General features: G+C 68.8%; 14 protein-coding genes and 1 pseudogene. 7 read left to right on the top strand and 8 right to left on the bottom strand.

Annotated features, from left to right (window positions below; genetic code table 11):
• Positions 1–14 precede the first annotated feature (14 nt).
• The 4 genes from CYFUS_RS30045 to CYFUS_RS30030 all read right to left on the bottom strand — a co-directional run bounded on the left by CYFUS_RS30045 (position 15) and on the right by CYFUS_RS30030 (position 4,725).
• On the bottom strand, positions 15–1,058 hold the full coding sequence (locus CYFUS_RS30045) for a thioesterase domain-containing protein (RefSeq protein WP_095988354.1): 1,044 nt from the start codon (positions 1,056–1,058) through the stop codon (positions 15–17).
• Positions 1,059–1,178: 120 nt separating this feature from the next.
• The gene (locus CYFUS_RS30040) at positions 1,179–2,006 is read right to left on the bottom strand and encodes a DUF1963 domain-containing protein (RefSeq protein ID WP_157758753.1); all 828 of its coding nucleotides are present in this window, start codon (positions 2,004–2,006) and stop codon (positions 1,179–1,181) included.
• 102 nt (positions 2,007–2,108) lie between these two features.
• Positions 2,109–3,137, bottom strand: coding sequence for an alcohol dehydrogenase AdhP (gene adhP, locus CYFUS_RS30035; protein WP_095988352.1), 1,029 nt, complete (start codon positions 3,135–3,137; stop codon positions 2,109–2,111).
• Positions 3,138–3,195: 58 nt separating this feature from the next.
• Positions 3,196–4,725, bottom strand: coding sequence for an aldehyde dehydrogenase family protein (locus CYFUS_RS30030; protein WP_095988351.1), 1,530 nt, complete (start codon positions 4,723–4,725; stop codon positions 3,196–3,198).
• 267 nt (positions 4,726–4,992) lie between these two features.
• Here CYFUS_RS30030 and CYFUS_RS30025 point away from each other — a divergent pair, with 267 nt between their 5' ends.
• Positions 4,993–6,948 (top strand): sigma-54-dependent Fis family transcriptional regulator, encoded by a 1,956-nt coding sequence (locus CYFUS_RS30025; protein WP_198316167.1) that lies wholly within the window; start codon positions 4,993–4,995, stop codon positions 6,946–6,948.
• Positions 6,949–6,970: 22 nt separating this feature from the next.
• Here CYFUS_RS30025 and grxC read toward each other — a convergent pair whose 3' ends face one another.
• Both grxC and CYFUS_RS30015 read right to left on the bottom strand, forming a co-directional pair.
• The gene (grxC, locus tag CYFUS_RS30020; RefSeq protein WP_095988349.1) at positions 6,971–7,249 is read right to left on the bottom strand and encodes a glutaredoxin 3; all 279 of its coding nucleotides are present in this window, start codon (positions 7,247–7,249) and stop codon (positions 6,971–6,973) included.
• A 51-nt stretch (positions 7,250–7,300) separates the two neighbouring features.
• Complete coding sequence (locus CYFUS_RS30015; RefSeq protein ID WP_095988348.1) at positions 7,301–8,689, bottom strand: sigma 54-interacting transcriptional regulator; 1,389 nt, start codon at positions 8,687–8,689, stop codon at positions 7,301–7,303.
• A 254-nt stretch (positions 8,690–8,943) separates the two neighbouring features.
• Here CYFUS_RS30015 and CYFUS_RS30010 point away from each other — a divergent pair, with 254 nt between their 5' ends.
• Positions 8,944–10,194, top strand: a complete 1,251-nt coding sequence (locus tag CYFUS_RS30010) for an ADYC domain-containing protein (protein ID WP_095988347.1) — start codon at positions 8,944–8,946, stop codon at positions 10,192–10,194.
• On the opposite strand, the gene CYFUS_RS30005 is transcribed toward CYFUS_RS30010, so the two are convergent.
• Positions 10,180–13,383 (bottom strand): serine/threonine-protein kinase, encoded by a 3,204-nt coding sequence (locus CYFUS_RS30005; RefSeq protein WP_157758752.1) that lies wholly within the window; start codon positions 13,381–13,383, stop codon positions 10,180–10,182. The two genes, CYFUS_RS30010 and CYFUS_RS30005, sit on opposite strands and share 15 nt — an antisense overlap.
• A 264-nt stretch (positions 13,384–13,647) precedes the next feature.
• On the opposite strand from CYFUS_RS30005, the gene CYFUS_RS30000 reads away from it, so the two are divergent.
• The 5 genes from CYFUS_RS30000 (at position 13,648) to CYFUS_RS29980 (ending at position 19,396) form a co-directional block, all read left to right on the top strand.
• The gene (locus tag CYFUS_RS30000; RefSeq protein WP_198316165.1) at positions 13,648–15,045 is read left to right on the top strand and encodes a M64 family metallopeptidase; all 1,398 of its coding nucleotides are present in this window, start codon (positions 13,648–13,650) and stop codon (positions 15,043–15,045) included.
• 30 nt (positions 15,046–15,075) lie between these two features.
• Positions 15,076–15,570, top strand: a complete 495-nt coding sequence (locus tag CYFUS_RS29995; RefSeq protein ID WP_095988344.1) for a hypothetical protein — start codon at positions 15,076–15,078, stop codon at positions 15,568–15,570.
• A 12-nt stretch (positions 15,571–15,582) separates the two neighbouring features.
• A complete protein-coding gene (locus CYFUS_RS29990) occupies positions 15,583–16,206 on the top strand; it encodes a hypothetical protein (protein ID WP_157758751.1) in 624 nt (207 codons plus the stop codon).
• A gap of 173 nt (positions 16,207–16,379) precedes the next feature.
• Positions 16,380–18,167: a hypothetical protein gene (locus CYFUS_RS29985; protein ID WP_095988342.1), complete on the top strand. Its 1,788-nt coding sequence runs from the start codon at positions 16,380–16,382 to the stop codon at positions 18,165–18,167.
• 449 nt (positions 18,168–18,616) lie between these two features.
• A complete protein-coding gene (locus CYFUS_RS29980; RefSeq protein ID WP_157758750.1) occupies positions 18,617–19,396 on the top strand; it encodes a hypothetical protein in 780 nt (259 codons plus the stop codon).
• A 31-nt stretch (positions 19,397–19,427) separates the two neighbouring features.
• On the opposite strand, the pseudogene CYFUS_RS29975 reads toward CYFUS_RS29980, so the two are convergent.
• Positions 19,428–19,899 (bottom strand): annotated as a pseudogene (locus CYFUS_RS29975) (NUDIX hydrolase).
• Between the last annotated feature and the right edge of the window lie 17 nt (positions 19,900–19,916).

Below are 19,916 nucleotides of genomic sequence, written 5' to 3'. Positions count from 1 at the left end.
GAGGGCGGGTGGTGTTACGGCTTCCGGGTATGGATGCCGTACACCAGGTCCGTGATCGCGGAGAGGGTCTGGAGGTCTTCGACGCGAATCGCATCGGCGGGCACGGTGATGCCGTATTGCTTCTGGATGAAGGCCATCATCCGGGTGGTCTCCAGGGAGTTCAGGATGCCGAGCTCGAGCAGGGGAGTGGAGGGCTCCAGGTCTTCTGCGGCACCCTCGAGGATCTCTTCGGCGACGTAGCGGGTCAGGTCGGCGAGCAACTGGGTCTTGGTCATGGGGCGGGGATGGGAGCGGGTGGTGAGTTCGTCGCGGATGATCTGCAGAACCTGATCGGGCACTTCGTTGATGAAGAAGTGCCCGCCTGAAAACATCTGCATCGTGAAGGAGTGCTGGGTCTCCTGGCCCCAGGCGGCGAGCGAGGCTTCGGTGACGTGGGGGTCACCCGAGCCACCGAAGGCGCAGATCCGCACGGAGAGGGGAGGCTCTTCGCGGTGGACGTAGCTCTCGGACACCTTCACGTCGGCACGGAGGGTGGGGAGGATGAGCTCGAGCAGCTCGGGCTGCTCCAGAATCTGGAGGGGCAGGCCGCCATAGCGGGTGGAGAGCTCGCGGATGAAGTCGTCCCGTCCGAAATGGCTGAAGGGTGGGAGTTGGCTCCGGTAGGAGGGGGCCGCGGAGCCCGAGGCGAAGAAGAGCCGCGGAAGAGGCCGCCCTTGCCGGCGGAGCTCACGGATCAGATCGAACGCGACGAGTGAGCCGAGGCTGTGGCCAAAGAAGGCGTACTCGCCGTCGAGAAAGGGGGAGAGCACCTCGATGAGCTTCGCCGTGAGCTGCGGCAGGGCGGTGAAGAGGGGTTCCCGGAGGCGGCTCTCCCGGCCAGGGTATTGGAGGGCGCACACCTCGATGTCGCTGGGGAGCAGATCCGGCCACTTGTAGTACGGGAGGCTGCCGGCGCCAGCATAGGGGAAGCAGAAGAGGCGGAGCCTGGGGGAGGCGGAGGGCTTTCGTCGGACGAGCCAGGGAGTTGTGGCTGGAGGAGGACGGGATTCGGGATTCACGTGGCGACTCGAGGGAGCAGCGCTGCGTATTCAGAGGGCGCAAGACTGGCCGGGGGGGTCTTGGCGACGCAAGGAGTATTCGTATGCGCGGACCCGGCCGATGAGCAGCGCGAATCGTCGTCAGTCGTTCGCCACGGCGAACGCGAGCCGATCGAAGCGCTGTGCCGCCAGATCGTCACGGTGGACGAGCAGATAGACCTGATTGCTCCCCCAGGAGAAGTCGGCCGCGTTGTCGAAGTTGAGTCGGAACAACTGCTCGTACTCCCGGAAGTCTTTCGACAGCCCCGTGGGGGGCTCGAAGACACCGAGCGAGTCCTGGCCGAACGAGCGATGGCCTCCGAGCCGGTGGCAGCGCGCGTCACACATGCCGCTCTCCCGCTGCCACTCATCCACGTCGTCGGAGAGCCACCAGACCTCATCGGGCAGAAGCGACTGGAGGTCCTCCCAGCAGGGAAGGGACCAGCTCTCGCGGAAGTGGAGTGCCGCCTCGAAGCGTCCGAGTCGCGACACGTTCCGAGCCGGAGCGGCCTCCTCCTCGGTGGGCCGTGGGTACCAGCGCGAGGTGAAGGAGAGCCCGAAGGCCGAGTGGCCGCGAACACCGTCGAAGGCGAGCAGTCCCCGCCGGGGGAGCCCGGGGACCGAGGGCGGCAGTTGGGCGAAGTTGAGCTGTCCGAGGAACCACCGTCCCTGCTCCATCGGACCCAGGGTGTACGGTGTGCCACCCAGCTTGCTGTCGAGTAACGGGAGTCTCGGCTCGTCCGTCCGCAGCCCCAGCATCCTCCCGAGTGCTCCGCGGTGCAGCGGCGCCTGGCTGACCCGCTTCGACTCGACCAGGAGGCAGGGGCGCAGGTTCTCCTGGAGCGTCCGCGCCACCACGGCGGAGACCTCCGGGGAGAGCCGCGACAGGTCCTCGCGCAACCGTGAAGAGAGCTGGGGGGGAGCGGTCATGGGCGCCTGGGTCCAACGTAATGCATGCGTGGACCCGGGCGCCATGCGCCGCGGGGGCCGCCTCGAGCGGAGGCGTGCCCACGGCCGGACCTTCGCCCTACCTCATGCGCCCAGGTCCAACACCACGCGGCCCTCGATCTTGCCGGCGTGCATGCGCTTGAACACGTCGTTGATGTTCTCCAGCTTGTCGGTGGACACGGTCGCCTTCACCTTGCCCTGCGCGGCGAACTCCAGCGACTCCTGCAGGTCCAGGCGGGTGCCGACGATCGAGCCGCGCACGGTGATGCCGTTGAGCACCACGTTGAAGATGGGCAGCGGGAAGTCACCCGGAGGCAGACCGTTGAGCGAGATCGTGCCGCCGCGGCGCACCATGCCGAGCGCCTGCTCGAAGGCCTTCGGCGACACGGCGGTGACCAGGACGCCGTGGGCGCCGCCGATCTCCTTCTTGAGGTAGGCCGCCGGGTCGCTCTCGCGGCAGTTGACGGTGACGGTGGCGCCGAGCTTCCTGGCCAGTTGCAGCTTGCCCTCGTCCACGTCCACCGCCGCCACGTTCAGACCCATGGCCCGCGCGTACTGCACCGCCATGTGGCCGAGCCCGCCGATGCCGGAGATCACCACCCAGTCCCCGGGTCGGGTATCGGTGACCTTGAGGCCCTTGTAGACGGTCACGCCCGCGCACAGCACGGGGGCGATCTCGGCGAAGCTCACCTTGTCTGGCAGGTGCCCGACGTAGTTGGCATTGGCCAGTGCGTACTCGGCGAAGCCGCCGTTGACCGAGTAGCCGGTGTTCTTCTGTTGCTCGCACAGGGTCTCCCAACCCCCCAGACAGTGCTCGCAGTAGCCACAGGCCGAGTACAGCCAGGGAACGCCCACCCGGTCTCCCTCTTTCACGTGGGTGACGCCCTCGCCGACCGCCACCACGTGGCCGACCCCCTCGTGGCCGGGAATGAACGGCGGACTCGGCTTGACCGGCCAGTCGCCCTCGGCGGCATGCAGATCCGTGTGGCAGACGCCGCACGCGTGGATCTTCACCAGGATGTCGCCGCGCCCGGGACGTGGAATCTCCACTTCCTCGATCCGCAGCGGCTTGCCGAACTCACGTACGACCGCGGCCTTCATCGTCTTGTTCATGTCTGGCTCCCTGTCTGTCTATGGATGAATCGCTGCTGGTGGATGCGCTGGTGACTGCCTAGAAGAAGCCCAGTGCCTTGGGCGAGTAGCTGACGAGCAGGTTCTTGGTCTGCTGGTAGTGGCTCAGCATCATCCGGTGGTTCTCCCGGCCGATGCCGGACTGCTTGTAGCCCCCGAAGGCCGCGTGCGCCGGATACTGGTGGTAGCAGTTGGTCCAGACGCGGCCGGCCTGCACCTCGCGGCCGACGCGGTACGCGGTCGACGCGTCGCGGGTCCACACGCCGGCTCCGAGGCCGTATAGCGTGTCGTTCGCGATCTTCAGCGCATCGTCCAGGTCCTTGAAGGACGTGATGGAGACGACCGGTCCGAAGATCTCCTCCTGGAAGATCCGCATCCGGTTGTGGCCCTGGAAGATGGTGGGCGCGACGTAGTAGCCGTTCTCCAGGTCACCACCGTGACGCAACCGCTCACCGCCGAGCAGCAGCTTCGCGCCCTCCTGCTTGCCGATGTCCACGTACGAGAGGATCTTCTCGAGCTGATCGTTGGATGCCTGGGCGCCGAGCATCGTGGCGGTGTCGAGCGGGTTGCCCGTCTTGATCTTCTTCGTGCGCTCGATCGCCCGATCCAGGAACTCCGCGTAGATCTTCTCGCTGACGAGCGCGCGCGAGGGGCAGGTGCAGACCTCGCCCTGGTTGAGCGCGAACATGGCGAAGCCCTCCATCGCCTTGTCCGCGAAGTCATCGTTCCTCGCGAAGATGTCGTCGAAGAAGATGTTGGGTGACTTGCCGCCGAGCTCGAGTGTCACGGGAATCAGGTTCTCGGACGCGTACTGCATGATGAGCCGTCCGGTGGTGGTCTCGCCGGTGAAGGCCACCTTCGCCACGCGCTTGTTCATGGCGAGTGGCTTGCCGGCCTCCACGCCAAAGCCATTCACGATGTTGAGCACGCCGGGCGGGAGGAGATCGCCCACGAGCTCCGCGAGCATGAGGATCGACGTGGGCGTCTGCTCCGCCGGCTTGAGCACCACCGCGTTGCCCGCGGCGAGCGCCGGGGCGAGCTTCCACGCGGCCATGAGCAGCGGGAAGTTCCAGGGGATGATCTGCGCCACCACGCCGAGCGGCTCGTGGAAGTGGTAGGCGACCGTGTCCGCGTCCAGCTCCGACAGGCTGCCTTCCTGTGCGCGGATGCAGCCGGCGAAGTAGCGGAAGTGGTCCACCGTCAGCGGCAGGTCGGCGGCGAGCGTCTCGCGGATGGGCTTGCCGTTGTCCCACGTCTCCGCGATCGCGAGCTTCTCGAGGTTCTGCTCGATGCGGTCCGCGATCTTGTTGAGGATGACGGCGCGCTCGGTGGGCGAGGTCTTCCCCCAGGCCGTCTTCGCGCGGTGCGCGGCATCGAGCGCGGCCTCGATGTCGCTCGCATCCGAGCGGGGAACCTCACAGAACGCACGGCCGGTGACAGGCGTGACGTTCTCGAAGTACTGGCCCCGCTTCGGCGGTGTCCACTCGCCCCCGATGTAGTTGGCGTAGCGGGACTTGAACTGGACCGGCGAGCCCGACGTGTTGGGGGCGGCGTACACCTTGCTGGACATCTGCGCTCCGGGGGTAGGGGGCCGCGGAATCGCGGCGCGCCCTGACTCCCTTGTGCAGCGTGCGTGCCGTGCCGCTCTCCTCTCGGCCGGTGTCGCGGGTTGGAGCGGAAGCGGTCAATCGGACGAGTCAGTTGCAGCGTTTCGCGACATGACGCGGGACGTCACATGAAATGGCGCGGGGCGGGGGTGCAATCTCCAGACGGATTGAAACAGAATCCGGAATGTCCGACTGGGGGCGTCGGTAGCGAACCAAGAGGAGGAACCGGGATGCTCAAACTGGTCGAGCCAGGGCCACGACTCTGGGAACGGTTCGTGTCGGGGGCCATTGGTGCGGAGGAGCGCGCGCACTCCCTCCTGCGCCGGTGGTCACGGGCGGTGGAGCTGGGAGCGAAGGCGGATGGTCCCTCGCACTCCGAAGGAGTCACCGATGCGGAGCTCCATTCCCGGCGTGAGTTCCTGACCGAGCGATGCGTGGATGCGGTCCAGCTCGTGTCTCGGCTCGCCACGGAGACGAGCGCCTCCGCGTTCCGCGCGGTCCTCAGCGATGCGGAGGGGGTCGTGGTGCTCGCACGCGGCGGCGTTGGCGCGTCCCTGCTCTCGGCGGATACGTCGCGGCTGGTGGAGGGCGCGCGCTGGGCGGAGGGCACGCGCGGCACGAATGCCATTGGAACCGCGATCGCGGAGGGCGAGGCGGTGGCGGTGGTCGGGCGCGCTCACCTCGAGGAGCGCAACCACGGCCTCGCCTGCTACGCGGCGCCGATTCGCGATCCCTTTGGTGAGCTCGTCGCCGTGCTGGACGTGAGCGGAGCCGTGTCCCAGGCCAATCCCTTGCTCGAGGCGCTCGTGCTCGCGTCCGCGCACGCCGCCGAGCAGTCGCTCCGGTTGCGCGGCTACGAGGAGATGCTCGCGGGGGGTCGTCGGAGTCTCGAGGCCCGGCTCGCGGGCTCCGCGTCGCTCCTGGTCGAGGCCCCTGGCGTGGTCAGGCAGGTGAGCGTGGATGCGGCGGCGAGGCTCGGTCTCCCTCCCGCCCACGTGATGGGTCGGGCCGTCGAGGACGTGCTCTCGCTGTCGTGGAACGCGCTCCTGGATGCGGCCCTGGGCGGCAGGTCGTGCCGTGTCTCCGGCATGCGCCTCCACCCCGTGCCACACTTCGATGCGCGTGGACGCCCGCTCGCGCTCGCCGTCTTCGTCGAGCGCGACGTGCCCCAGGCGCGCCCGGTGGGTCCGCTGCCGGGCTCGTTCAACGTGCTCCTGGGAAGCGATCCGGTTCTGCGGGACGCGAAGCAACGGGCGGCCCGGGTCGCGGGCAGCTCGCTCCCGGTCCTGTTGCTCGCCGAGACGGGCACGGGCAAGGAGTTGCTCGCGCGCGCCATTCACGAGGCGAGTGGCAACGCGTCCGGTCCCTTCCTCGCGCTCAACTGCGGGGCGCTGCCCGCGGGGCTGCTCGAGGCCGAGCTGTTCGGTTACGCACCGGGTGCGTTCACCGGCGCGCTCGCCGCCGGAAGCAAGGGCAAGCTCGGCGTGGTCGATGGGGGAACGCTCTTCCTCGACGAGATCGGCGAGATGCCCGAGTCGTTGCAGGCGCTCCTGCTCCGGGTGCTCGATGATGGCCACTACTTCCGGCTGGGCGAGACGAAGCCGCGCGAGTCGCGGTTCCGGCTCATCAGCGCCACCTGCCGCGACCTGCCCGCGATGGTGGAGGCGGGGAAGTTCCGTCGCGATCTCTACTATCGCATCCGCGGCGCGGTGCTCTCCCTGCCGCCCCTGCGCCGGAGGACGGACAAGACCGAGCTGGCGTGCGCGCTCGTGGAGAAGATCGCCCGGGAGCAGGGCCGCGAGGCACCCCCGCTGTGCCCCGAGACCGAGCGGCTCATCGAGGCGCACGCGTGGCCGGGGAACGTGCGGGAGATGAAGTCCGCGCTCGCGCACGCCCTCGCGCTCGCGGGAGAGGGCGAGCCACTCGCTCCCGAACACCTCCCCGAGGATGTCGCGGAGACGTCCGGCGCGGCGGGGTCTCACGAGGGTGGAGGCAGGAAGGCCGCGGAGGCCCGAGCGCTGCGCGAGGCGATGGCCGCCGCGAACGGCAACCTCAGCGAGGCGGCGCGGCGCCTCGGCGTGGCGCGGAGCACGCTCTACCGGATGCTCGGCCGGCAACACCCCGGACAGAGGAGGGCCGTACCGCGGGCGGCGGACGTGGGCTGGGACGTGGAGGAGGGCCGCTGAACCTGGTGGTGCGGCCGACGACTCAGGCGCTCGGTTGAGCGCTCGAATCCGCGAGCAGCACGTCGAGCTCGCCCGAGTTCTCCAGCGCCAGCAATTCGTCGCTGCCACCGATGTGCCGGCCCGCGATGAAGACCTGTGGCGTGGTCGCCTTCCCGTTCGTGGCGGCGATCATCTCGCCCCTCAGGGAGGGGTCGAGGTCGATGATCTTCTCCTCGTACAGCACGCCCTTCGCATCGAGGAGCTGCCTGGCCCGCTTCGAGTAGGGGCAGGTGGACTTCGTGTAGATCTTGACGAGGCTCATGCGGGGAAAGGTAAGCACTGCTCCCGTATGCGAGAGGGGGGGTGCTCCGGCCTACTCACTGTCGGGGAGAGCGGCGATCGCATGGCGCTCGAGCAGTCGCCGCAGTTGGGTGCGGTGCATACCGAGCGCCCGGGCCGTGGCGGCCACGTTGCCTCCATGTTGTCGCAGGGCCTGCTCGATGCGGGTCCGCTCGTCGTCATCGAGCGGCCGGGCACGTGAGGGGGCCTCGCGCGTGGGCTCGGGGGGCTCTGGAGGAGGAGAGGACAAGGGAGGCGCCGCGGCCCCGATGCCGAACGCGGTGCCGGCTTTCGGACTCAAGTGGCGAGCCTCCACGCGGGGGGCCTCCTGCATGAGCGCCGCCTGGATGGCGCCGCGGGCCTCGACCAGCAGCTCCCGGACGTTGCCCGGCCAGGGCCGCAGCAGACACGCCTCCACGAAGGAGAGGTGCAGCCCCAGCGTGGGGGCCACCTGCCGCACCTCCCGCTGGAGCAGCAGGGCCAGCTCCTCGGGGCGCTGGCGCAGGGGCGGCAACGTCACCTCCGGGCGGCCGATGCGGAAGTACAGATCCTCGCGCAGCTTGCCGGCCGCCACGAGCGCGCGCAGATCCCTGTTGCTCGCGGAGCAGATGTGGATGTCCACCGTCTTCGGCTTCGCCGCTCCCAGGGCGAGGACCTCCTTGGTCTCGAGCGCCCGCAGCAGCTTGGCCTGCACCGCCAGGTCCAGCTCCACCACCTCGTCGAGGAAGAGCGTTCCGCCATCCGCCGTCTGGAGGTAGCCCGGGGCATCGGCATCCGCCCCCGAGTAGGCGCCGCGCCTGGCACCGAAGAGCAGCCGCTCGGCGATGCCCTGGGGAATGGCCGCGCAGTTGACCGCCACGAAGGGCCCCGCGCTCCGCGGCCCGCTCTCGTGGAAGGCGCGCGCCACGCCCTCCTTGCCCGTGCCGCTCTCGCCGTGGATGTGCAGCGGGAAGCCGAGCCGGGCCGCGCGGGTGACCTCCTCGAGCAGCCCCTGCATGGCCGGGCCCCGGATGAAGCCCTCCCGCGTCACCACCCCGCGCCGCTCGAGCGGCCCCACATGCGCGCAGGGCACGAAGAGCGAGTCCCCCATGCGGATGACACGCTGCGCCTCGCGAGGCGATTGGGCGGGCACGGGCTCCCCATCCACGACGGTGCCATTCTGGCTGCCCAGATCGGTCACCCAGAAGCGCCGTCCGTCGAACTTGATCCGCGCATGGCGGCGGGACATCCGGGGATCCTGCGCCTCGCCCAGCGCGGGGGAGCCCCGTCCCAGCTCCAGCTCCCCGTCCTTCAACGGCAGGGCCACCGCCAGCGCCGTCCCCGCGGCGAACAGCCGCAGCAGACCCGGGACGCGCTCCTCGGAAGCGTGCTGCTCGTCACCCAGAATCCCGCTCGGCTTCAGGGTCGACCCGTTCTGTTCCATGCGCGGGGATTATAGGCGGGTGGATCTGGCACGGCTCGCCGTGCCATCAACCGTGCCACCTGTTGTGTCACCCTCGCGAATCCGTGCGCCTTCCGGCTCGTCGGCGCGGTATGTGTCCGTGATTCCTCGCTCCCGCGCGTTTTGACGCACTGGCATGGCTTTGGCTAAGCCGGCGGGCAACGAGAGTTCGTGGTGGCACGGGTGGGCAGGAGGGGGGGGAGCCGGCCCGTGTCTCCACATCAGGGGGAAGACACATGGACGCGACGAAGACTCATGGAGTGGAGACCCGCGAGGTGGGCGGGTGGCGGTGGTCATGGCTCATCGGCATGGCCCTGGCGACGGTGGTCAGCGGGTGCTGGTGGGGCGTTCGGCAGCCCATCCCGGGAGGGCCCGGCCCGGGCCCGGGCATGACCTGCCCCGGTGGGCCCCACTGCGGCATCCAGCGGTCCCTGTTGGAGCAGATCGATGAGAATTGTCCCACGGGGAACTGTGATCCCGGGGGCAGTGGCAACGCCAAGGGCATCTACACCGCCGAGGGCGGCAACTACTGCTTCAAGGTCCAGGGTGAGCCGTTCTTCTGCCCGGAGGCCTTCATCAACACGCCGACGGGCGTCGTGCTCGAAATGAGGTATCTGGACGAGCCCCGCCGCCTCGTCCAGCCACGGGTCCGCGGCAAGCTCGCGGCCGACTCCAAGCCCGTGGAGGTGCTCGCCATCCATGGAGACCGGACCGAGCTCTCCATCAAGTACCGGGTCCAGGGGGAGGCGAAGGAGTCCATCGCGAAGGGCGACGGCCTGGAGGCGCTGATCCTCGGCCTCGATGTCCTGTCCACGGGGAGCGGGAGCCCGCTCATGGCCTATGAGCTGAGGTTCTCCGCTCACCAGCCGCCGAAGCCGGACACGACGACGGACAGGGTGCATCGCTACACGCTCGAATACCGGAATGCCCGGGCGGACGGCGCCTGGATCCGGCACTGCGAGGCGGATGTGGGGGGGGCCGTCGTTTCCTTCCTCCAGGGACAGCGCGTCAGTGGCGTGAACGCCAGTGTCAAGCTCGACTCCCAGGTGACCAGCATGGGCTGCGAGCAGGGCTCGCTCGTCACCTGTCTGGCCTGGGGCTTCACGCCCTGGGACTCCAGCACGGGGGTGCGCGACGAGACCCGCGACTACGTCTACCGCTCCTGTCTGCAAGCCAAGCGCGCCGCCTACTTCGTTGGCCATCGTGACTTCAAGAGCTACACGAAGAAGGGCACGATGATCGAGAAGTGGGACCAGTACGCCTCGGGCGAGGGCGAACCGGTCGAGCGCATCGAGGCGCTCTGGAGCCCACAGGGAGCGGTGTGCTTCAACCCGGAGAACCGGCGCCGCCCGGACGCGGAGGCCTGGGCCGGGCAGGATCCCCATCACCTGAAGACCTACGGCGTGGGGCCCTGCGCGTCCAAGGACTTCTCCACGGCGGGCAAGCTCTTCACCGGCATTCCTCCCGAGGAGCTAGCGAAGCCCTGACTCCGTCTCGCGCAGCGGCGCTTCGTACTCCCGCCGCAGCAGTGGGTTGAGCGCGAGGGCCCGCTCGAGCGCGGCCCGGGCCTGACGGAGGGTGTCGAGGCGCTCCGCCTCGCGCATCGTCCGCGCCTGGTTCAGCAGCAGGGCCCCGCGCAGGGCATGGGCGTGCGCCAGGTTCGGGTCGAGCCGGAGCGCCAGCTCCACCTGCGCCAGGCCCTCGGTGAGGAAGGGGAGCGCCTTGCCCGAGGGCCGTGCTTCCGCCATCCGCCAGTGGACCCGAGCCAGTTGCTGGTGGGTCGAGGCATAGGGATACATCTCCACGGCGCGTCGGGCCTCCTCGAGCGCTCGTTGGAGGTGTGGCGATTCCGGGCGTCCCCGCCGCTTCGCCCACGCCGCTTCCGCCAGGGCCAGCCGCGAACTCACGAGCCGGCACTCGATCCAACCGGGGTCCAGGCGGTTCGCCTCCGCCAGGGCCCGCCACCCCGCGTCGAACGCGGCCGTGGGCTCCCGGCCGTCCCGCATCGCGTGATCCACTTCCAGCAGGTGGCCCATGGCCCGGTAGAGGGGCGTCTGCCCGAAGTGGGGGTTGATGGCCGCGGAGCGCTCGAGGTGCTGGAACATCCGCTCCAGCCGCGGGCGTGGGTCCCCTCCGCTGTCGACGAGGTAGCGCGCGAGCTTCAGCTCCGCGAAGGCCACCTGGTTCAGCGCCAGGACGTAGTTGCCATCGAGCGAGAGGGCCCGCTCGCCCGCCTGGAGCGCCTTGTCCACGTCCTGCTGGGGGTCGCGCCCGCGTGACAGCTCGTACTCGGCCCTCTGGCTGTACACGTCGATGAGGTTCATGTGCGCGAACAGGTAGGCCGGGTCGCTTCGCGCCGCCTGGAGCAGGTGGTGCTCGGCCTGGGCGTACGCCTCGCGTGGATCTCCTCCGTGTTCCCACTGATGGTTGCCCTTCCAGCGGTAGACCTGCGCCAGGTCGTTGTGTCCCCAGGGGTACTCGGGCTTCAGCTCCAGCGCCCGGGTCAGCCAGGAGATGGCCTCGTCCCAGGCGGCGTCTGGCGCCGCGCCCTCCCGCGCCAGCCGGAGCGCGCGCATGAAGTGGCTGTAGCCCAGCATGTCGTAGGCGTACACGTCACGTGGATCCAACTCCACGGCGCGCGCGGCGGTGGCGGTCCACTCGGTGAGGATCGGCGCGGGATCCAGACCGCCCTTCTCGAAGTTCATCAGCCGGTACCACTGCATCAGCACCTGGGCCTTCTTGGTATGGCCCGAGGCCCGCCCGGGAGCCGCGTGGAGGCCCTGGTCCGCCGCGGCCAGCGCGCGCTCCAGCGAGGCCTTGCGTGAGTTCCCCTGCCGCGAGTCGAGCACCGATTGCTGTAGCCACGCCTCCGCGAGGGCCTCGTGGTTGCGCGCATCGCTCCGCCCGGACTCGAGGGCCCGTGTGTACAACCGGTCCGCCTCCTGGAGCCCCGCGCGTGCCGGATCGTAGTCGCCCCGCTCCAGGTGCTCCAGGGCGCGGGTGTAGGCCACGTCTCCGGCGAGCTTCCAGGCCTCGTACACCCAGGGCGTCTCCTCGGCGGCCTGGACCGCGAGCCGTGCCGCCGTGTCGTACTCCCGGCGGTAGAAGGCGATGAGGCCCTCGAGGTAGCGGGGCGACTCCAGGTCGAGGCCCCGGCTGCGCTCGAGCGACTGGAGTGCTGGTTCCAGGTACTGCTTCTCCAGGAGGCGCTGCCGCGTGGCCACCCACTCCTTGCCGCCGCTGCGCCGCGCGTCCTCCAGGGCCTGGTGGTACAGCTCGCCGAGCACACGGCCGCGCGCGTAGTGCAGCTCGGGCGAGTCGATGCCCCGCGCCCGGGCCTGCTCCAGTTGCTCGTGGGCGCGCTCCAGCTCGTGCATGGCCAGGTAGCCGCGGCCCAGGGCGTAGTGCACCAGACCCTCGCCGTGGCCGCCCAGCTCATGTGGCTGGGAGGCGAGCCGCGCCATGCGCTCGCGGACGAGCTGTTGCTCCCGGCTGGTGTCGTGCAGGGGCAGCGTGTGGGCCGCGCGCAGGAACCATTCGATCTCCTTCACCTGCTGCCCGAGCTGTCCGGCCAGTCGTGCGCGCTGCTCGGAGCGTTGGCGGGTGGTGCGCGCCTCCAGCCACGCGCGCGTGCCGAACGCGGCGAGGACGAGGATGCTCGCCAGGGACACCGCCGAGACAGCCACCAGGGCGCGGTGCTTGCGCGCACGCCGTCGCAGCCGGTGGAGCAGGCTCGGGCGCCGTCCGAGGATGGGCTCGCCATCCATGTAGCGTCCGAGATCCTCGGCCAGGGCGCGGGCCGAGTCATAGCGCTGGTCCGGCTCCTTGCTCAGACACTTGAGGACGAGCGTTTCCAGGTCGCCCGGGAGATGGGGGACGTGCGCGCGGGGGGAGGGGGGCTCCTCGTGGAGCACCTTGTTCAGCGTGCCCAGGAGCGAGTCGCTGGTGAACGGCGCCACCCCGGCGAGCAACTCGTAGAGCGTCGCGCCCAGGCTGTAGACGTCGGAGCGGCGATCGATGCCGCGCACGTCGCCGCGGGCCTGCTCGGGCGCCATGTACGAGGGCGTGCCCATCAGCGCCCCCGTCTGGGTGAGGTCGTGCCCCTGGCCGATGTCGTACGCCAGGCCGAAGTCCATCACCACCGGCACCTGGCGCCCATCCTCCCCGCGCTCGACCATGATGTTGGAGGGCTTGAGGTCGCGGTGGATGACGCCGAGCCGGTGCGCCTCGTGGACGGCGGCGGCGACCTCCCGCATCACCTGCACCTTCTCGGGCAGGCTCATGCCCCGGGCCGCCCGGTCGAGCCCCTCTCCGCCAATGAGTTGCATGGCGATATAGGCTTTCGTGCCCACTTCGCCGACCTCGTACACCTTGCAGACGTGGGGATGGTCGATGCGTGCCTGCGCGCGGGCTTCTTGGAGGAAGCGCATCACCTTGTCGGGATCCGCCCCGCGGATGAACTTGAGCGCCACGATCCGGCCCAGGCGCCGATCCCTCGCCTTGTAGACCTCGCCCATGCCTCCGCTGCCCAGGCGCTCGAGGAACTCGTAGCGCTCCCAGTGGGGCACGGGGAACTCCGCTTCCGGAGGCGTGGGCCCGGAAGGGGTGGGAGAGGTGGTGGGCTCCGGCGCGAGTGTCGGCTCGAGTGTCCGCTCTTCCTGTTCGGGAGTCGGCATGGGGGAGGAGGGGGGGTTCTCCGCTGGCACAGTGGCACGTGCCCTCGCGTGCCTCAAGTGCGCGGCGGACTGTGCCAGGGCCCCGTCCGGCCCTCCGCCGACACGTGGCATGCGGCGCAAGTGCCCGGGATCCGGGGTGAAGCCGGGCTGGCATCGCGGCTGCAATCACTCCCTCGCGAAGGCCGCGCTCCTCGCGGCCGGGTTCGCACTTCATTCCCTTCCCACACGAAGAAAGGAGCACCCCTCATGGCCATGACAGGACCCATGAAACCCCTTCTCTTGCTTGGAGGACTCGCGCTGTTGGGCCTCACGAGTCCGGCCCACGCGCAGACGGCCACCAAGATTCTCGATAACGGTCCCGACGCCGAGAAGAAGGTGTTGGTGATCATCGGCGATGGCTTCACCGCCAACGACATGGACGACTACCACCAATACGTCCAGGACAAGGTCCTCGGCGGAGTCTTCACCCAGGACGAGTACTTCCGGGAGAACCAATCGGCCTTCAACATCTACCGGGTCGACGTGACGTCCGCGCAGTCGGGTGTCTCCATCCGCCGCTACAGCGAGGGCTGTGGCACGCGCGAGACGGAGGACGACGTGGTGGACACGACGTGCAACACGTCCTCGAGCCCGGCCTGCTACACCCACGATACCGCCCTGGACTTCGTCTACACGGCCTGCTGGGGCCGGTGCTGGGTGGAGGGGACCGCCAACACCTCGGCCACGCTCAAGGCCATCCTGGACGAGCTCGTGCCCAAGCGGGATCTGGAGGTCCGCGTCCTCAACGTGCTCACGGGAGAGTCGGGAGGCTGTGGGGGAGGGGGCCGGCTCACCGTGCCCATCGGAGCCAGCTGGTACGTGCTCGCGCACGAGATGGGGCACATGGTGTCCAACCTCTACGACGAGTACATCGCGAATGCCTACAAGACGACCCCCTACCCGAAGGGTCCCGTCAACGCCAAGAACTGCTCCACGAGCCTGAGCCGGACGGAGGTGGCCTGGTCCGACTTCCTGACTCCGGACGTCGCGCTGCCCACGACGTGGGACGCGGTGACCATGGATCCGGACGAGACGGTGGGCGAGTTCGAGGGGTGCGCGACCTATGGGAAGGGCATCTACCGGCCCGTCCACGACTGCCGGATGAGGGGCAACACCAATCAGTTCTGCCCGGTCTGCCGCGATACCTTGAAGCAGACGCTCACGGGCTTCACCGACGTCGCTGGCGACTTCTCGTTCTACGCGAGCTATCCCGGCGCGGCCTGCAAGGCCACCGGTACGGCGACGGTCGCGTACACCTCGGCGGCGCACGTCACGAACCCGGCGGCGACTCCGGCCACGGTGCTGTGCCCGACCCGGCGCGTCCAGGAGAACGGCTCCTTCACCAACCACCTGATCGGGCAGGCCTTCGTCGTCGATCAGCACCCCACCGAGGACGTCTGTTGCCAGCTCTTCGCTCGCACTCCCGCGGGCAACGTCGCCACCGGCGCCAACGTCTGCACGACGGGGAGCAGCGGAGCCTATCAGCGCCTCTACCTGGACTTCCCGAAGGTGCACATGAACTACACGTTCGCGCACTTCGCGCTCACCTGCTCGATCCCCGCCGCTTCCAATGGCAAGGCCTCGAGCGTCATCACGTATCGCTTTGGCCAGCAGTACTACTGACCCGCAATTCGCAAACAAAGGACTCACGTCATGAACCGTCGATTCACCACGCTCCTGTCGATCCCCTTCCTTTCCCTCTCCCTGTCCACCGCGGCCCTCGCCGCCGAGGAGGACAACGCCCCTGGCGCGATGTGTGTCGGGGTTGGCCACGACCTCAGGTTCAACGCTCAGGGGCAGGCGGAGAACCCGCAGGCGGTGGCCGTCACGACGATCTGCCCCTCGGAGCGCCGGCTCATCAACGGCTCGTTCGCCACGAGCTTCAGCGCAACCGTCTGGGTGAGCGATCAGAGCACGCAAACGGGGGTGTGCTGCAAGGCGGTGTCGCGCGTGCCCAACGGCGCCAGCGTCGTGGAGAGCCCCTGGTCCTGCACCAGTACCACCGGCACCTCGAGCAATACCCAGCTCACCATCCAGGAGATCACCGATGGCTGGACGTTCGCGCACTTCTACATCCAGTGCACCGTGCCGGCGGTCGAGGCCGGCAAGACGTCGCGCATCATCACCTTCCGTTCCACGCAGTCGTAAGCAGGTGCTCCCATGAACCGCGCGCATTTGAAGTGGATGACCCTGGCCCTGCTCCTCGGTGGATGCGAGGCCCCGATGGAAGGAGCACCGCCGGACCCGGCGTCGGCCGAGCGGCAGACGCTGGCCGTGAAGCAGCCGGGGCGCGAGCAGGTGTCCACCCGGCTGACCCTGCGCTGGCTGCGCGGTGTCCGGTTGGACGTGGTGGATGCCGTGGAACTGCCTGGCTTCCTCAAGCTGGAGAAGAACCTCGTCGGCCGTCAGTACGTGTACGAGGTGCGTTCGGGTGACGACGTGCTCGCCGTGCAGGGGCTCGACGTCGACTTCGCCCAGCGCACCGCGGGAGCCGGCCCGGAGACTCCGGAGCACATGGACGCGGACACGGAGACGTTCTTCGTGGACATCCCTGGCTTCGGTCTCGATCAGCTGACGAACGCCAGCGTGCGCATCCTGGAGATCCAGGCGAGACACGGGGAGGCATCGGCCACGCGGGAGGCCGTGGGGCGGCTGGAGAAGCAGGGCCGCCTGGTGGCCGCGGCGGACGTGAGGGCCGCGGAGGTGGGCTCGTTCATCCGGGCCCAGGGCCGCCGCGCCCCGAGAAAGCCGCTGGCCCAGCCGGACGATGCGCGGTCGCGGTGAGAGTACTTCCGAGGGCGAAGTGGGGCGCGGCGTGTCCATGGTCGCCGACCCGGGTGCCCTCGGGAGGGAAGAAGAATGCCCTGTCTGGCCACGAATCGTGGTGGCCGGACGGGGCGCTTTCTTCGTGTGGAGCCGAGTCTTAGGTTGCCCTCCAGAGAGGGAGGGGACTTCGAATGATCATCGGTTCGGTCGCGTTGCTCGCGGCGGTGCTCGCGAGCACGTCGCCTGTCTTGCCTGTCAAGGTTGGCAATGCACTCACTCTGCCCGCGCAAAGGCACGCGGTGCGGCTCGAAACCGGTGGAGGGCGCCCGGCTACCTGGCTGCTCGCCATCCAGCAGGAAGGCGTGGAGGGGCGAGGCTTGTCCTTCTACCGCTCGGAGGACGAGGGCCGCACGTTCCGCTTCTACGTCCCCATCCAGCCGGATGGAAGCCACGCGGACCGCGCGGATCTGGTCGCGGTGGGGCGGGACGTGGCACTCGTCTATTCGTGGGAGTCCCCCAGCCTGAGGGCCTCGTCCCGGCATGACGTGTACTTCCAATGGTGGCGCTACCAGCCGGACTCTCATGACTGGAAGCCGGAGCCCGCCGTGCGGATCTTCAACGCGGATGACTCCACGGCCTATACCCGGGCGCTGCTCGCGCGCGACTCACAAGGCCGGCTGTGGGTGCAGGCCTTCCACCTGGACTCGGACGGGGGCTCCACGGCGGTGTTGTCCGTGTCCTCGGATGGAGGCGCGTCCTTCCAACGCCAGGCGAACCTGGGCCGGGTCAAGCGCCGCGGGGGCGGGCGGCTGTTGAGCGTGGGCTCCAAGCTCGTCTTCCTCTACGCCATGCATGACGGCTTCGAGCCCACGCGCATGCGCATCCGCCGCGACAGCGATCCGGTGGAGTCCTGGGGAGACGTGAAGACGGCCTTCTCCGACGGCATCTACCATGGCGCCGCGTTGAGCGCGGTGGAGGACGGAGAGGGGGGCATGCACCTGGTCTACAAGGACGAGACGGAGCGTCTCTATTACCGTCACTTCGACGGCACGAGCTTTGGTTCGCGCACGCTGCTGGAGTCATCGCGGGACTGGGCGATGCAAGCGGCCGTCACCCGGGTGGGCAAGACGTTGTATGTCTTCTACAACGTCATGCGCTCGGCCGGGAGGGCCTATGAAATCCATGCTCGGACGCTGGAGGACGGCCGGTTCAGCGACCCGGTGGTGTTGGACTCGAAGCGGACCTTCAAGGGTTATCCCAATGCGCTGGACACCCTGCCCGAGGGGGTGGACGACGTGCCCTGCTTCTTCGGCGAGGCCCCCGATGACAACTCACGGGGGAACATGGTGCGCGTGAGGCTGGACGCGCCCGGTGGCGGCGGCTCGGAGCCGCCCCCGCCGACCGAGCCCTCGGAGGACACTCCTTCACCGGGCCGGGAGCTCTTCCGCGATGACTTCTCGAGCAACTCCTCGAGCGGACTGGGCTCCGACTGGTCGCTGAGCGGGCTGTGGCTGTCCAATGGCAAGCGCGCGGTGAGCGACCTGGACAATCCCGATGGAAACAACCAGGCGCTGGCCCCGCTCTCGAGCTGCCGGGACTGTCAGGTGGAGGCGTGGTTGCAGCACTTCGCCGCGGACGAGGCGGGCGTGGTGCTGCGCGCCAGGGGGGACGCGTTCTACGCGCTCGTGTACCTGCCGTCGGGACGCATCCAGATCCGCCGCTATCGCGACGGGAAGCCCACCGTGCTCGCGGAGGCCGCCAGTGGCCAGTCCTCCGCATGGGAAGGCGCGACCTTCACCCTGGCCGCGTGGGGGACGCAGCCGGTGCAGCTGGCCGCTTCGGTCAACGGGCAGGTGCGCCTGAGGGTGACGGACACGAGCTCGTCCGCTCCGGGGGACGAGGGACTCGCGGGCCTGCTCACCCCAATCGCGGGCATCTGGTTCGATGACTTCCGGGTGCGCGCGTTGGAGTCGGACTGACTCCCATTGCTCTTCACCGGGAGTCGCATTTCGACCCGCCCCCACGGGTGGAGTGTGCGAGTCTCGCGGCGATGCGGCTCCGGAATTGTCTCCTGCTCCTCGTCGTCGTGGGGTTCCTGGCCCTGTGGGGTGCGTTCCTCTTGTGGGCGCCATCCCCGGACGTGGGCACCTCCGCGGAGGTGTCCGCGCCTCCGAGGCCAAGGGCTTCCGTCTCCAGCACCCGGCCCCCGGAGAGGGCTCGTGACTCGCGCGCCGAGGTGCGCACCGACGAGGGGCCGACCGTGGCCGGGAGTGTCACGCCCACCGTGAGTGCCCCGCCAGCGCCTTCCCCACGGCCTCCTCCGTCGGACCAGGGTCAGGCTCAGCCCTCGGACGAGGTGCGCTCCGATGATCCCCGGCTGCGGGTGCGCTGGGGGAAACCAGCCCTGTGCGAGGAGGGGACTCGTCCGTTGGTGGACCGCGAGGCACTCCTGTCGAGCTTCGTGGCCGGACCGGAAGGCGCGGAGCACATCCGCCGTCATCCGGACCTGTCGGCCTCGCACGTGGAGGTGGCACGCGAGATGCTCGATCGGGCGCATCGCCTTCTCCGCATGTTGTTGGGAGCTCAGGTGGACGCGGTCCGCGCCCCGTCCGTCTTTCTCTACTCGAGCGTCGAGCAGCTCGTGAGCGCCGCCTGTGTCAATCGCGCGACCCGTGGCTACTACGATGGTGCCATCCACGTGGCCGCCGAGCGGGATCTCAGCGAGAGCCTGCTTCACGAGTATTCTCACCATGTCCTCAACCAGCTCGGCGTGCGCAAGCCGATGTGGCTCCACGAGGGGATTGCGATGCTGGTCGCCCGCGAGACGTGGTGGCAGGACCCGCGGCTCGGGTTGCATGACTGGCTGCCCGAGGGTCATCTTCCCTTCGAGGCCCTGGTGGATGCCTTTCCCCACACCGCGGATGAACTGTTCGCGGGCGCGGTCTACTACCAGAGTATCGCGATGGTGTTCTTCATTCGTGTTCGCGGAGCGCGGCCGGATCTCGGTGCGCTCGTCGAACAGCTCGCCCGGGGGGAGGTGTCTCCGCGGAGTGCCTTCGCGTACGCGGCCGGACGGGAGGGCCGTGCGCTTCACGAGGCCTTCCGCGACTACGTGCACATACTGCCCGTGGCGTCTTTACCTGGGGCCCCTCCAGAGGGGAGGGGAGAGGGAAAGGGGCGCTGGAGCAGTGGCTCCGGAGGGGATTGAATCCAGATCGAAGAGCCCGGACAGGAGGGGCTCAGGCTGTCTCGTCGGGCAGGAGCATGCGCAGCAGTTCATCGTCGGGCCCGAGCGGGCGCCAGCCGGGTGGTGGCGGCGTGGCTAGAAGCGCTACTCTGATTTGCCTTGCTTTGTCCTGATGCGTCTCTGGGGTATAGGCAATCCATGCGCTGAGCGCCTTTGCGACTTCAAAACGGTTGGCATCATCCAGCACGGCCGGCCAGCCGTTGGGGAGACCTTCGGACAGCTCGCGTACCAACTGTCCGCGCGCCAACCGCGTGAGCCGGTGGCTCCGCTCCGCCTCGGCCACCAATCCGTGGAACACTTGCACGGCGTTAATGTCATCCTCACCAAGAGCCTCGGCCAGCGCCACCAACGAGGCGGTAGGATGGGCATCAGCGAAGGCGGTGAGTGAAGAGTACCCTTTTCTCGCGGACCCGCTCGAACAGGCGGATCTTCCAGTTGCCCTGCCAGGAGCGGCTCTCGCTCATTGTCCTCTCCAAAGGGT

It is taken from the genome of Cystobacter fuscus, assembly GCF_002305875.1.
Taxonomy (GTDB): Bacteria; Myxococcota; Myxococcia; order Myxococcales; family Myxococcaceae; genus Cystobacter; species Cystobacter fuscus_A.
Note: the sequence above shows the minus strand (reverse complement) of the source record. Positions and strands in the feature narration are given on the sequence as shown.

Excerpts from the sequence above, each read along its gene's own strand:
- CYFUS_RS30010 (WP_095988347.1), top strand. The coding sequence starts at position 8,944 with ATGGACGCGACGAAGACTCATGGAGTGGAGACCCGCGAGGTGGGCGGG.
- CYFUS_RS30030 (WP_095988351.1), bottom strand. The coding sequence starts at position 4,725 with ATGTCCAGCAAGGTGTACGCCGCCCCCAACACGTCGGGCTCGCCGGTC.
- CYFUS_RS30000 (WP_198316165.1), top strand. The coding sequence starts at position 13,648 with ATGAAACCCCTTCTCTTGCTTGGAGGACTCGCGCTGTTGGGCCTCACG.
- CYFUS_RS30040 (WP_157758753.1), bottom strand. The coding sequence starts at position 2,006 with ATGACCGCTCCCCCCCAGCTCTCTTCACGGTTGCGCGAGGACCTGTCG.
- CYFUS_RS29995 (WP_095988344.1), top strand. The coding sequence starts at position 15,076 with ATGAACCGTCGATTCACCACGCTCCTGTCGATCCCCTTCCTTTCCCTC.
- CYFUS_RS30025 (WP_198316167.1), top strand. The coding sequence starts at position 4,993 with ATGCTCAAACTGGTCGAGCCAGGGCCACGACTCTGGGAACGGTTCGTG.
- CYFUS_RS30015 (WP_095988348.1), bottom strand. The coding sequence starts at position 8,689 with ATGGAACAGAACGGGTCGACCCTGAAGCCGAGCGGGATTCTGGGTGAC.
- CYFUS_RS29990 (WP_157758751.1), top strand. The coding sequence starts at position 15,583 with ATGAACCGCGCGCATTTGAAGTGGATGACCCTGGCCCTGCTCCTCGGT.
- grxC (WP_095988349.1), bottom strand. The coding sequence starts at position 7,249 with ATGAGCCTCGTCAAGATCTACACGAAGTCCACCTGCCCCTACTCGAAG.
- adhP (WP_095988352.1), bottom strand. The coding sequence starts at position 3,137 with ATGAACAAGACGATGAAGGCCGCGGTCGTACGTGAGTTCGGCAAGCCG.
- CYFUS_RS29985 (WP_095988342.1), top strand. The coding sequence starts at position 16,380 with ATGATCATCGGTTCGGTCGCGTTGCTCGCGGCGGTGCTCGCGAGCACG.
- CYFUS_RS30005 (WP_157758752.1), bottom strand. The coding sequence starts at position 13,383 with ATGCCGACTCCCGAACAGGAAGAGCGGACACTCGAGCCGACACTCGCG.